12 protein-coding genes and 1 pseudogene are annotated in these 13,549 nt (G+C 38.5%); 9 read left to right on the top strand and 4 right to left on the bottom strand.

Going from position 1 to position 13,549, the window contains the following annotated elements; all coding sequences use genetic code 11:
- Positions 1–18 precede the first annotated feature (18 nt).
- A complete protein-coding gene (locus H5079_RS03380) occupies positions 19–2,730 on the bottom strand; it encodes a TonB-dependent receptor (RefSeq protein ID WP_182683432.1) in 2,712 nt (903 codons plus the stop codon).
- Positions 2,731–3,226: 496 nt separating this feature from the next.
- Here H5079_RS03380 and H5079_RS18400 point away from each other — a divergent pair.
- A pseudogene (locus tag H5079_RS18400) lies at positions 3,227–3,485 on the top strand (IS3 family transposase); the annotation flags it as partial.
- A 561-nt stretch (positions 3,486–4,046) separates the two neighbouring features.
- Here the strand turns inward: H5079_RS18400 and H5079_RS03370 are convergent.
- Complete coding sequence (locus H5079_RS03370; RefSeq protein WP_182683430.1) at positions 4,047–4,268, bottom strand: helix-turn-helix transcriptional regulator; 222 nt, start codon at positions 4,266–4,268, stop codon at positions 4,047–4,049.
- 86 nt (positions 4,269–4,354) lie between these two features.
- Here H5079_RS03370 and H5079_RS03365 point away from each other — a divergent pair, with 86 nt between their 5' ends.
- Genes H5079_RS03365 through H5079_RS03355 form a run of 3 tightly spaced genes read left to right on the top strand, consistent with a single transcriptional unit; the run spans position 4,355 to position 6,660 of the window.
- A complete protein-coding gene (locus tag H5079_RS03365) occupies positions 4,355–4,606 on the top strand; it encodes a hypothetical protein (protein ID WP_165725236.1) in 252 nt (83 codons plus the stop codon).
- Positions 4,599–5,810, top strand: coding sequence for an Arm DNA-binding domain-containing protein (locus H5079_RS03360; protein ID WP_182683429.1), 1,212 nt, complete (start codon positions 4,599–4,601; stop codon positions 5,808–5,810). Before H5079_RS03365 ends, H5079_RS03360 begins: the two co-directional genes overlap by 8 nt.
- The gene (locus H5079_RS03355) at positions 5,803–6,660 is read left to right on the top strand and encodes an HD domain-containing protein (protein WP_165725238.1); all 858 of its coding nucleotides are present in this window, start codon (positions 5,803–5,805) and stop codon (positions 6,658–6,660) included. Before H5079_RS03360 ends, H5079_RS03355 begins: the two co-directional genes overlap by 8 nt.
- Before the next feature lie 206 nt (positions 6,661–6,866).
- Here the strand turns inward: H5079_RS03355 and H5079_RS03350 are convergent, their stop codons facing one another.
- Together H5079_RS03350 and H5079_RS03345 are read right to left on the bottom strand one after the other, a co-directional pair.
- On the bottom strand, positions 6,867–7,865 hold the full coding sequence (locus tag H5079_RS03350; RefSeq protein WP_165725239.1) for a cupin domain-containing protein: 999 nt from the start codon (positions 7,863–7,865) through the stop codon (positions 6,867–6,869).
- A gap of 18 nt (positions 7,866–7,883) precedes the next feature.
- Positions 7,884–8,624, bottom strand: a complete 741-nt coding sequence (locus tag H5079_RS03345) for an SDR family NAD(P)-dependent oxidoreductase (RefSeq protein ID WP_165725240.1) — start codon at positions 8,622–8,624, stop codon at positions 7,884–7,886.
- A 129-nt stretch (positions 8,625–8,753) separates the two neighbouring features.
- On the opposite strand from H5079_RS03345, the gene hisD reads away from it, so the two are divergent.
- The 5 genes from hisD to H5079_RS03320 are packed head-to-tail and all read left to right on the top strand — an operon-like array spanning position 8,754 to position 13,542.
- Positions 8,754–10,028, top strand: a complete 1,275-nt coding sequence (gene hisD, locus H5079_RS03340) for a histidinol dehydrogenase (RefSeq protein ID WP_182683428.1) — start codon at positions 8,754–8,756, stop codon at positions 10,026–10,028.
- A gap of 4 nt (positions 10,029–10,032) precedes the next feature.
- A complete protein-coding gene (locus H5079_RS03335) occupies positions 10,033–11,040 on the top strand; it encodes a LacI family DNA-binding transcriptional regulator (protein WP_165725242.1) in 1,008 nt (335 codons plus the stop codon).
- Positions 11,041–11,054: 14 nt separating this feature from the next.
- Positions 11,055–11,756 carry an alpha/beta fold hydrolase gene (locus H5079_RS03330; protein WP_182683427.1) on the top strand — a complete coding sequence of 234 codons (702 nt, stop codon included), beginning with the start codon at positions 11,055–11,057 and terminating at the stop codon, positions 11,754–11,756.
- Positions 11,753–12,523 (top strand): HpcH/HpaI aldolase/citrate lyase family protein, encoded by a 771-nt coding sequence (locus tag H5079_RS03325; RefSeq protein ID WP_165725244.1) that lies wholly within the window; start codon positions 11,753–11,755, stop codon positions 12,521–12,523. The genes H5079_RS03330 and H5079_RS03325 overlap by 4 nt, the downstream gene beginning before the upstream one ends.
- The gene (locus H5079_RS03320) at positions 12,520–13,542 is read left to right on the top strand and encodes an ester cyclase (RefSeq protein WP_182683426.1); all 1,023 of its coding nucleotides are present in this window, start codon (positions 12,520–12,522) and stop codon (positions 13,540–13,542) included. The genes H5079_RS03325 and H5079_RS03320 overlap by 4 nt, the downstream gene beginning before the upstream one ends.
- Positions 13,543–13,549: the final 7 nt, after the last annotated feature.

Here is a 13,549-nt window from a genome sequence, read left to right as displayed (position 1 = left end):
GAGTTACTCATGTGATGATTAAAACTGAGCCCGTATACCTAACGCGTAACGAGAACCAAAATCTTCATAACCAACCTTCTGACTTTCATCCTGGTTGTAATATTGGCTTAATGTTTCGTTCGTAATATTTACTCCTTCAAAGTAAACCTGCATGGTGTCTGCAAAATCATAACTCGCTCTAAAATCAAGCTGCCCGAAGTCATCAACATGTTTTGGACCCCCTAGCCACGTGCTCGCCTCACTTAAATAATCAGAACGATAGTTATAGGCAAGTCTTACTTTTATTGCGTCTCTTTCATAAAATAAAATCAGGTTAGCGTTATGCTCAGACAACCCTTCCAATGTTAAGTCCTCAACGCCACCCAACTCACTGTAATCAGCGGTACTATCTATGTTGGTGTAGTTAGCTTGAATCCCTAATCCATTAAACGGTTCAGGTAATTGGTCAAATAATTGTTGGTAAGCAACTTCAATCCCAGTGATCTCCCCCTCGCCACCATTTCTTGGGCGAGTATCACCAAATTGAACACCCTCAATCATGACTGGTTCTGTTGTAATTGTGAGGAATGAAGATAGTTTTTTTTGAAATCCAGCAAGGGTAATCGTCGTTGAATCATCCATGTACCACTCTAAAGTAACGTCATAGTTTTGAGATTTGAATGGTTGTAAATTTGGATTTTGAGCGTTAACTCTTTCCGCATCTACATTAATATTATAGGTAACACTGGTTGACAGGCTTGAAATAGTTGGTCGAGTGATGGTGTCAGAATAGCTAGCTCTAAAAATTAATCCCTCGACATCCATAAACTCCCATTTAAAGTTTGCACTAGGAAGAATTTCATCATAATCACTCTCAAATGATCTTACTTCTGGGTCACTAAAAACAGCATCTCTGTTTTCAATGCTGCCATCAGGGTTTACAATATTTATTAATTTTTCAATGTAAACATATTGCCCGGTTGAAGTGAGATCGGTTTGAATATATCGTGCGCCCAAGTTTAAATCCCAGTTGTCACCAGCAAACCCTAGTTGAACATAGGCAGCAAAGTTATCTTCTTGAACATTCGTTGTTGCACCATCATCGCGTTGTGCTGTAAATGCGCCCCCGGCCAATAAAGACTCAATACTCGCTCTATCTTCCGCTGAAAGCTGGCTTAGTGCTTCTTCCGATTGGTAATAAGCTACTAATTCATCAAAATCATAATTAATCCAACTGCTAGCAAAGTCACCTGTCACTTCACTTAAAAAATCGTTTGGCTCAAATGCATTAAAAATTGATGGGTCTGTGATCGTCACTTTTGCATTATTAAAGCATCGACCGCATACACCACGTCTAGAGGCTATTTGATCTTTTTCGCGTTCTGAATAATAGAAACCGAAATCAATGTTCTGCAAATAGCCCATTTCATCAACTATATATTCGAAATCAAGCTTGGCTTCTAGCACATTATCTTGCGTGTCATTACCTGCATTGCTGACCACATGAGAAGACCAAATATTCGGTTCAGTCAGATCCTCTTTGGTATTAATTAGAGGAAAGTCGCTTCCTAGTGAGTATGCCATTTCACTGAATGCTCGCGTGACATAGAAGCGGCTTTTACCATATCCATCTCCTTTCGCTTCAGAGTAGGCAATATCAGTAATCGCTTTCAAGTTATTTGAAATTTGCCACTCATGATTTAGCCCTACTTGGTAGGTAGTAGTATCTCGAGGAGAAGACGCTCTAATAACATCAACAAAACCATCTTTAGTTGCAGATTGAACCATGCCGCTATTATTAACTACAACATTACTAAAACCATTTTCGCGACCTACACTGAATGGAAATGCGACTTCAGAACTACTATCTTCAACGTTAAATATCGAAAATAAACCATCGATCGTCAAAACCTGATCATCATTTGGCTTCCATTGATACACCAATGTACCGCCAATGCGCTCACGGTCTTGCTCAAAAACTTGATATCTTTGGCTCGCTAAGGTTAAAACATCATTTGCCGGTTCGCCATTTAAGGTTTGTGTTTCATCAAAGCTATATGGAACATAACCATCAGAGAAAACGCTATCAATTCTTACTGTACGTTGATTGTAAGAAAGCGATGCCAGAAAACCCATGTCATCATTAAAAAGCGTACTAAACAGGGCCGAGCCTTTCATATCGTAAGATTCAGCATTAGTATCATACGTACCGGCGATAGAAGCACTTACCTTTGTCTCATTGATATCAAATGGTCTCCAAGTAGTAATATCAACGGTTCCACCAATCGCCCCTTCGGTTAGGTTAGAACTATAGCTTTTATAAACGGTTGCCCCATTAATTAAATCTGCAGGTAAGACATCGAGACTAAATTCACGTCCAGCATTTTCGGTAGCCAAAATACGTCCATTTGCCAATACCGTATTAAACTCAGGCCCAAGTCCTCGAACAGTAATAAAACGACCCTCACCACCAGAGCGGTCAATTGAAACTCCGGTAATACGTTGCAGTGACTCCGCCACATTCGCATCAGGGAAAACCCCTAAATCTTCAGCAGAAATACCATCGACAATATTTTCTGAAGAACGCTTTTTCTCATTCGCAGTGATGATGCTCTGGCGAATACCTGTGACTTGAATTACCTCTACACCTTTATTTTTATCTGCAGATAACTCTTGGCTAATTGCTTCAGATAACGGCAATAAACCGAATGTCCCTGCTAATAATGTATTTATGTAAATATTTCTTTTCATTATTATGACCCCTGTTGATTAATTTAGTTGCAAATTGGTTATCAGTATCAGGTGAATGTTAAACTTATACACCTTTTGAGATTATGCACTGCCAACTGGTTACATATTAGTATCAAAACTTTCGCTTCTTAACTTATCGGTTTAACTATAATCATTCCTGAAAAATCACTTCGCTGTATATATTTTAAAGTTAAATATTTCTGCAGAAGTTAAGTGCATTGAAAATTGTAACTAAATGGCATTAACTGATATAACTTCAACTTGGGGAAATATGTTCTTATCTAGGTTTAGTTTTGAAGATTAAACGACAATTGCTATAGCAGCTTAACCCCATATTGTGGTGGTGCAGTGATTTTGGTACCCATTAAGAAAGAAATGTTATGCTATTTGCATACAAGTTTTTTGGGGGGGGGATGACGAAATTAAACCGTGTAACGTACTCCGCTGCAATCAGGTTAGAAACAGGTCAACTTGTAATGGACTAAGGTTATAGGCTGAAGTCAAAGCAATACATACAATGAGCGGGGCCTCATCAGGTGCGAGAACAATCGCTACGATAGCAACGAGTAATAGTTTGAATTGAGTCGTTATCATGCTGCTAAGCTAATGATTAAATTAAAGCTTGAAAGCTGCCAAGTACCTCAACATTCATATAAACGCGGCGGTAATAACCACCTTGAAATCCCAAACCTGCTTGATAGGCAGTTTGATGTTGTTGAGCGTCAGATACCTTGTGGTGCGGTGATGTTATGTATAGTGTACTCGGAGTTCAGCATTAGCATGGAGTGCTTAAATGAACCACGAGTCTATTTGAAGTTCATAAATGAATGGCAAGAGCTAGCTTGTTTATGGCGCTGTCTGGTTGTGCAGGTGGCTGAGTCTGAGCGACAGTGACTTATTGTATGCTAATTCGGTGATGTAACTCGCTGGCAACGGGGAGTGAGGCGAATTCGTTAAGCCAAGATGCTCCTCAAGACTGAATAGTGGACGGATGAAGAACATGAACCGATTAACCCGCATCTATGAGCTGAAACGTCGCCATTGCCTACACGAATTATGAGGCAATATGGCGCAGTAAACTGTTACAAATATGGGCAGTATTACCAAATTATTAAGCAAAATGTAGGAGTTTAACAAGGGAACTAGTGCATTATCACAATACTGCACTTGCACGCCATCACCTTACAGCACGATAAGGTTAAAGACTGCAATCGGCATCCACCCCACTACAATATTGAGGCAATGAACAAGCCTGATATTTATCAAGATATTCTATCTGATATATAGACTGATATAACAATGAATTTATTTTGATCTCATAACTCTTTATACGTAATTATCTCTTCTATTTTACAGCCGAAGTAAGCACATAATGCATCCAAAGTACGCGTAGTTGTTGAGTAATTATTGTTATTAGCCATTTTTGACATAGCGGCTTTATTTACTCCTGCGGCATTTGCAACTTCATCTAACGTAATTTTACGTCCCTCTTTCAATGACTTAGCTGCGATTAATTCCTTTAAGTTATAAACAATCATTTTAATACAACCAATTATTTAAAAAGTTTCTTTACAGGATACTTTACGTGTGATTTAATCAATTTAGTTTCTTGTGAGGATACTTTATGATTAAAAATGAATTTACTTTGCTTTCTGCTAAAGAACTTTCAAGCTTTATTAAGTTCAGCCCAGATTACATTAACCGTAAGTTGAAAGACAATGTTTTTTTTGAGGGTGAGCATTACATTAGACCTTTTGGATCAAGAAAAATACTTTACCTTTTAGAAAGTGTAATGGAAGAAATGTACAACACCACGTCTAAAGTTGAACGCGAATTTGTCATTCCTCTCGCAAGTGGAGGTGTATGTTATGGCTAGTGTAAGAAGCCGAAACGATAAGTTGTTTTTTGATTTTTATTATCAAAATATACGATGTCGTGAGCAGACCTTACTCAAGGATACAAAAGCTAATCGTATCAAACTTGAGAAAGTTCTAGAGAATATTGAAATTCAAATTATGCTCGATCGTTTTGTTTACCGAGATATGTTTCCGAATAGTAACCGCTCTAAGGCTTTTAAACTGTTTGATGACCAGATAGAAGCTATAAAAGCCAATGAAACGAATAAAGCTGATGTTATTTTACAGAATGTACCTAACTTCGAGGTATTTGCTTATGAGTGGCTAGAAGAAAGTAAAATTCATTGGAAAATTAGTCATTTTAAAAATGTATCTATGATCTTTGAGCGTTATTTAATTCCTGAATTTGGCAAGTTTAATCTTGATGAAATAAGCCGTGCTCATATTATTAAATATCGCGCGGGCATATTAGAGCCTAAGCGTAGTAGTAAAAAACAATTAAGTAATGATTGGATCAATCATGTTATGACACCTCTTAGAGGCATACTTAAAGAAGCGTCATTACGTTATGATTTTCAAACTCCTTTTAACAATATAAAACCACTAAAAGTAGTTAAAACCAAGATAGAACCTTTTTCACTCAAGGAAGTTCAGCAATTTCTTAAGTATGTAAGAAGTGATTTTCGTAATTATTATACCGTTCGCTTTTTTACTGCGATACGAACAGCAGAGATTGATGGCCTCAAGTGGGAATACGTTAACTTTGATCGAAATGAAATTACTATTCATGAAACCTTAGTTGATGGCAATGTTGAGACACCTAAAACAGCCACATCATATAGAAATATCCAGCTGTCTAGAGTTGTTGTTGATGCATTAAAAACACAATTCAAAATAACTGGTAAGAACACTTATGTTTTTTGTAATAAAAAAGGTAACCCTCTTGACCATCGAAATATAACTAAAAGGGTATGGTATCCAACGCTAGAAGAGCTCTCTTTAAAGAGGAGACGCCCTTATCAAACGAGACATACATGCGCAACTTTATGGCTTTCTGCTGGTGAAAATCCTGAATGGATAGCTAAACAAATGGGTCACAGCACGACTAAAATGCTATTTGAAGTTTATAGCCGTTATGTTCCAAACAATACTCGACAAGATGGTAGTGCTTTTGATCGCCTACTTCTAAATGCCAACATTGAAGAAGAGGCTACTTATGAATAACTATATCTATGGTTGGTTAAAAAATTTACATATTAATGGTACTTTGCCAACAGCCAATTGTGAGCTATTGATAAGTAAGCAAGTAATTTACGCTATTACATCTGCTGATATTGCTAGAAAATGCCAAATAGTGTCTGGCTTAGCTCAATTTCAGTTAACTCACGATATAATGGGTAATCATGTTGTTTGTGATATAGAGCCTATACTTTCTCAATGTAACGAACAGCAGTACCTTAATTTAACTTCGATGATAAATAATACAAATGAGCATTTAATAGCACGATTTTTTAAGCTACTTAGCTTCGTCACATGCAGTGAGTTGCAGCCTTTTATTGATTTTATTTTAACTAAACAAAGCACTCTACAAAAATTCATACAAGCACCGGCTAGCCTAAACCACCATCATTCTTATACTCATGGGTTGTTTGAGCACAGTATAGAGGTAGCTGAAATTGCATTTAATAACGCCAAGCACTTAAATCATTCCAGCATTGAATGCCAAGCTGCATTAGTAGCTGGCTTATTTCATGATATTGGTAAAATATTTGTCATGCTACATCAAGCCAACGATCGCTATATACCAGGACCACACGAAGGTTATAACTTTGCTATCTTAGCTGAACCTTTAGCGAAGCTAGGCAGTCGGAATAGGCAATTGCTGGAGTTATTAAGCAGTTTATTAGCTGCCAAGCCATCTGGCTATAAAGCGAGATATGCAATTGAGCATATTGTGCAACAAGCTGATCGATGCTCTTCTGAATCAGCTTTTATACATGCTAAATTTCAAGAGCTTCCTGATTACTACCATTTTTGTAAAGTTGGCGATAAAGTTCTTAAAAGAATGAGTTAACGTTTTAAAATATTATTTTGTTAAAAACATAACGGGCTCTATTAACATTAATTGAGTAACAATATTCTTTAAATGAATCTACGAATTAAAAATATAAAGCACATAATAATTAGCTCAAACTTTGGCTAACATTTAATCCAGCTTTAGTGCTAGCTTGTTAACGTAAGTTTGAACTATAACTGACTATTTATTTAAAGAGTAAATAGTTAAATAAACTCCGGGTTTTTTGGTGAGTCATTTCGGCGAGTTACATATACAATGCAATTACCTTGCGCTTGATTACTAAAAGCTCGGCTATGTTCAATAGGGACTGAAAATGTATCACCTTGAGTAAGCGTTAGTACTTCATCACCTAAATCAATGGTTAAACTACCTTGATGAACAAAAATAACCTCTTCTTCAAAACGAATGTGTTTTGCTATTTTTGCATTTGGCTGTAGTTTTAACGCTGATATATTAAATCCATGCGCCCAATTTAATTGCGTTTGAATAAGCGTATCAGCATTTAAATTACCAACTAACGGTGCTTCGTAAACACCTTCGGATTGGCTTAAGTAAGAGTGCTTGTTCCAATTAAAATCTCGTGCCTTGACCACTGTTTGCGCAAGCTCTTCGTCTGTTATTACTCGGTGCTGCGCTATTTGATCACTACTTGTAACAGCCATTGGTTTTACCCCATCTGGGATTTTCTCATTGAGCGTTGTGTCTACTAAGCTGCCATTTTCTAACAAAATAAGACCGAACTCTTTTGCCATATCAAATACTTGTGGAGCCCAAAGCACTCTGCCAGGATCGTCACTGCCAAGTACTGCATACAAGTAACCTATACCATCACCTACGTTTTCAAATCCTCTAAAAATATCTAAAGGAATCGAAATAATATCGCCTTCATTTAAAATTACCTTAGCATCTTTACCATCTACACCGGTATAAAATGCCCATGTTCCACTGTGTACAACAAATATTTCTTCTGTTAAGTGGCTATGCTGCGAGTTTAAGCACCCAGCAGGTTGACGAGCACCACCAATATTAAACCCATGAGGTATGGAAATATGCACGTGCTGATTAGGGTTCTCTGCAACACCTGGACCTATAATAGTAAAATTTTCTTTTTGATCACTACCGGGCGATCGCGTATCAATAAAGGCGTTCTTACACGGAATTAAATCATCGTATCGTACTAAGCGATCTGCAAATAAACTCATTATTCTCTCCTAAATTAATTACTGAGCGGTCCAGCCGCCATCAATTTTTATACTTGTTCCTGTGATCATTGCTGACAGTTCACTCAGTAAAAATACACAAGCATTTGCGACATCATCCGTTTGAGCAATTTTTTTCATTGGGATCATGTCATAAACAAATTTTTTGAAATCGGGATTTTCAAGCATGGGCTTAGTCATTGGCGTTTCAACAAACGTAGGAGCAACGGTATTAACACGTACATTTTGCGTTGCAAGCTCAACTGCCAGCGCCTTTGTTAACCCCTCTACTGCATGTTTACTCATGCAATACAAAGTGCGATTAGGCGAGCCTACAAATCCCATTTGCGATGACATATTAACCACAGCACCGGCACCAGAGTTAATTAAGGCCGGTAATGCCGCTTGGCTTATTCGATAAACACTGCGAATATTCATTGAAATAACATCGTCAATGTTCTCATCGGTTTGCTCAAGCATTGGCGCAACACGGTTAATACCTGCGTTGTTAAGTAAACCGTCTAATTTAGAAAGTCCGCGTAAACGCTCATAAAAAGCATCACTGTTTATATCAAGCGGCCAGATTTCTATTTGCGAAGGAGCATATTGCTTGAGCTGCTCCAAATCGTGTTTTGTACGCGCCACAGCAATTATATTTGCACCCGCATCTACACACTTTTGTACGCATGATTTACCAATCCCTTTACCTGCACCCGTTATCAAAATGGTTTTACCAAGTAAAAGAGTTTTATCAAATCCCATTTGTTCACCTAAAATCTATATTGCATTCGAAGTCATTATTAATTAGAGTATCCCCAGATGCAAGACATTATTTAACCAGTACGTCTCATCAACAGTGTATAAAAAAACTAATCACTAAGGATATAAACAATGATAAAGCATTTAAAAAAAGGTCAGCCTGCTGACTCAAAAAAAGAACAAAATCAGTCAGTAAGAGATATTGTAGAAAATATTTTAACGCGCGTTGAATCTGAAGGTGATGCAGCAATTCGTGAATATTCTGAAAAATTCGATAAGTGGACTCCGAAGTCTTTCAAACTTTCTGCTGACGAAATTAAAGCATGTTACGCACAGCTTGATGATCAATTAATCAACGATATAAAATGGGCACAAAGCCAAGTCCGTAATTTTGCTCAAATTCAACGCGACTCAATGAAAGACGTTGAAGTAGAAACGCTACCTGGCGTTACGCTTGGTCATAAACATATAGCAATGGACAGCGTAGGTTGTTACGTACCAGGTGGAAAGTATCCACTACTAGCCTCTGCCCATATGAGTGTATTAACAGCTAAAGTAGCCGGTGTTAAACGTGTTATCGCTATGGCTCCACCTTTTAATGGCAAGCCATCACCAGAAATAGTGGTTGCAATGGACATGGCTGGTGCTGATGAAATTTACTGCCTTGGTGGTGTACAAGCTGTAGCCGCAATGGCAATTGGTACACAAACTATTGCCCCCGTAGATATGATTGTAGGCCCAGGTAATGCCTTTGTAGCCGAAGCTAAACGCCAGTTATTTGGCCGAGTTGGTATTGATTTATTTGCAGGCCCTACCGAGACTCTAGTCATTGCTGATGACAGTGTTGATGGCGAACTGTGTGCTGCCGATTTACTAGGTCAAGCAGAGCACGGCCCTACCTCACCTGCTATCTTACTTACTAACTCTGAGCGATTAGCAGTTGATACTATGGCTGAAGTAGAGAGACAGCTTACCATTTTACCTACTGCAGATATTGCGGGTGTAGCATGGAAAGATCATGGTGAAGTTATTGTATGCGACACCTATGAAGAAATGATAGAAGTGGCTAACGACCTTGCATTCGAGCATGTGCAAATCATGACAAATAATATCGAGTACTTTAAAGACAACATGCAAAACTTTGGGGCATTATTTTTAGGACCACAAACTAACGTTTCTTATGGTGATAAATGCATTGGCACAAACCATACACTACCCACAGGTAAAGCAGCGCGTTATACTGGTGGACTATGGGTAGGAAAATTCATAAAAACTTGTACTTTCCAACAAGTAACAGAAGAAGCTTCGGTTGTTGTTGGTGAGTATTGTTCACGCTTATGTGCTGCAGAAGGGTTCGCTGGCCACAAAGAACAAGCAGACATACGAGTAAGACGATATAGGAAATAAATCATTGTCAAAGCAAAAACGAGTCACCTCATATGATGTAGCCCGCGAAGCGGGTGTATCACAATCGGCGGTATCACGTGTATTTAGACCCGGATTTAGCGTGTCTAAAAAAACGCGAGAAAAGGTGATCACAACAGCCAATGAAATGGGCTACAGACCTAATGCCATTGCTCGTATGTTGATCACGAAACAGTCTGGTATGGTTGCGGTTATTTTATCATCGCGAGCAAACTTGAATTACCCTGAGGTACTCTCTGAGCTTAACAAAGAGTTGGCACTTAACAATAAACGAGTGCTGCTCTTTACTCTTGATGACGCAGACGAACTAGATGAATTACTCGAAAATATTTGGACCTTTCAGGTTGATGGCGTAATTGCTCTAGCGGCTCACTTTGATAGTAAAAGCCTAGATTTATTTGCTAAACACAGCACACCTATTGTGCTTTATAACCGTAATGTGCCTGAATCGAATGCAAACACAGTTTGCTGTAATCACGATAAAGGTATTAAACAGCTAATTGATTTATTACACCAATCTAACCATAAGTCGTATTTAATTATTGCTGGTCCAGATGACTCTGATGTAGCCAACGAACGTCGTGAAATAGCTCAAAATTATTTACACATTTTAGGTATCCAAAATACGCCTGTTATTTATGGTGATTATGGTTATAAATCAGCACGAAGTGCATTAGAAGATTGGTTAAAAACAAACACCCTACCCGATGCTATTATTTGCAGTAACGATGTAATGGCCATTGGCGTAATTGATGAAATCAAACAAAACTTAAACTTAAGCGTACCCGACGATGTGTCGGTGGTAGGGTTTGATGGTATTAGTGCTGCGTCTTGGTACAACTATCAAATAACCACAATACAACAACCTATGAAACAGCTAACTAAAGCCGCTGTAGACATACTCATGGAACGTATTGAAAACCCTCAAGCCGCTGCTGAAGCACGAGTTTTTACCGGTTCATTAATTACAGGGAACTCTATTAAAACACGCTAAATTAAGGAATTTTTGTGGCCAAAAATCCTGTTTATATTTTACCTGGTACTATGTGTAACCACCGTATGTTTGAAGCACAAATAATTGTCCTTCAAAATGCGGGTTATACCCCTCACGTTATTCCCTTTACAGAGCAAACAAGCATTGCACAAATGGCTGAGCTTACTAAAACCATAGCCCTAGAGTCTGCTCCTTTTATTGGTTTTTCAATGGGTGGCATTGTTGCCCTTGCGCTTTTAAAATCAAACCCTGAGCTTATAAAGTCGCTGTGTTTAATTTCCAGCAATAGTTTGGCAGATAAACCAGAGCGTCCACTTATTAGGCAAAAGCAAATCAAGCAGGCACAAGCAACTAGTACTACTGATGTGCTAAAGCACGACTTTATGCCGCATTATTTCCACCAGCCAAACTTAGAGCACAACAAGCTTGTATTAAAAATGGCAAATGAGCTTGGCTTTAACGCTTTTAGTGCACAATTAAATGCTCTTTCAACGCGCGAAGATACCTTAAACGTTATTGAAAAAACCAATAAAAAATTACTATTTGTTGGTGGTGAGCATGACGTTTTATGTCCTAGTACTATTCAAAAAACAATGCATAACGCCTGCCCTAATAGCGATCTTATTTTATTAGGTAATTGTGGGCATTTCGTACCGCTTGAAAGAAGTAACACCCTAAACGCACTACTCTTAGATTGGCTGGAGTCTATTAAATGAATTTAAAACAAAAGTTAAATGCTCAACAATTGCTATTAGGCACATTTATAAAAAGTACCCATTATCATAATACCGAAGTACTTTCTCACACTAATCTCGATGTCTTGTGTTTAGACGCAGAGCATGCCCCGTTTGATCGAGGTGATTTAGACAGTTGTATTATGGCTGCACGCACTAAAAATATGCCGACCCTGATTCGCGTAAGTAGTACCGATCACGCCACTATACTTAGCAGTTTAGATATCGGTGCTAACGGCCTAGTACTACCTCACATTAAAACGCCAGAGCAAGCAAAATCGATTATTAAAAACTGTTTTTATGGCAACAACGGTAGAGGCTATGCAGGTTCAAGCCGCTTTGCAGGCTATACCACGCATGCATTAACCGATAACTTAGCAACCAACAAGTCATCTACCTGTATTATTGCCCAAATAGAGGATGCCGATGCGCTTGAGAACATCGATGAATTGTGCCAAATAGACGAGATTGACTGTATTTTTATAGGCCGAATGGATTTAACTATTTCCCTTGGTGAAACCAATCCAAGTGCTCCTGCTGTTATTGATGCCGTTACTAAAATAGCTAACGCAGCAGCAAAATATAATAAATGCTGTGGCATGTTTGTTGGTAATTTAAGTGAGCTAAGTCACTGGCAATCGCTAGGCGTAAGTTTTTATTTATTAGGCTCTGATCATAGCTTTTTACTCAGTGGTGCTAAGCAATTACGTGCAGACTTTGAATCAGCTACAAGTGAATCAAAAATATGAGTATTCATAATAAAAATAAAGAGTTAATTAAAAGCTTCAGAAACGCACTTTATAACTTCAATATAAATTTGCTCAAAAAGGAAGTTACAAACTTATTTACTAATGACGCATTAATACAACTTTGCTACCCGTTTGAAACACTCGCAAACCCTAATGCACTCATTGAAGATGTTTATAAACCCCTTAGCAATGCATTTGTTGGCCTTGAACGTCGCGATACTATTGTAATGGCAGGTAGCTCTATAAACGACTCTGATTGGATTGGCTGCTGCGGATACTATACCGGCTCATTCGAAAAGCCATGGCTAGGCATTCCACCCACAGGGCATCAAATAAGTATGCGCTTTCATGAGTTTTATCGTATAAAAAATAGCAAAGTGGTGGAATTACAAACTATTTGGGATATTCCAGAAGTAATGATGCAAGCAAACGTATGGCCACTTTCTCCGAGCTTAGGTAAAGAGTGGCATGTGCCAGGGCCTGCCACACAAGATGGGTTAAGCACCCATCCTTATAATAGCGAACAAGCTGCGCAAAGTTTAAAGCTTGTGGGCGATATGTGTGAGCACCTTGGATTTTATGCTAAAGGTGGCATTGAAGCCATGAAACTAGAGCAGTTTTGGCATCCGCATTGTAGCTGGTATGGACCAAGCACAATAGGCACTGCACGCGGTATAAAAGGCTTTAGAAATTGGCATCAAATCCCGTTTTTAAATGCCCTCCCCAACCGGGTTGGCGATGCTAATAAAGGTTATTTATTTGCCGATGAAAACTACGTAGGCTTTACTGCATGGCCAGGTATGAGCATGACTATTAGTAACGGTGGTTGGTTAGGTATTGCACCCGCAAATCAGCAAATAACTATGCGTAGCCTCGACTTTTGGCGAGCCGAAAACAATTTAATTCGTGAAAACTGGGTGCTGATAGATATACTCGATGTGTACAATCAAATTGGCGTAGATATATTTGCCCGAATGAAAGAACTAACTAAAGCGCGCTATTTAAACTTTGCGCCTTAGCCTCTTA

This window comes from Pseudoalteromonas sp. SG44-5, from assembly GCF_014164175.1.
GTDB classification, from domain to species: domain Bacteria; phylum Pseudomonadota; class Gammaproteobacteria; order Enterobacterales; family Alteromonadaceae; genus Pseudoalteromonas; species Pseudoalteromonas nigrifaciens.
The sequence above is the reverse complement of the archived record's forward strand: the minus strand, read 5'-3'. Positions and strand labels throughout refer to the sequence as shown.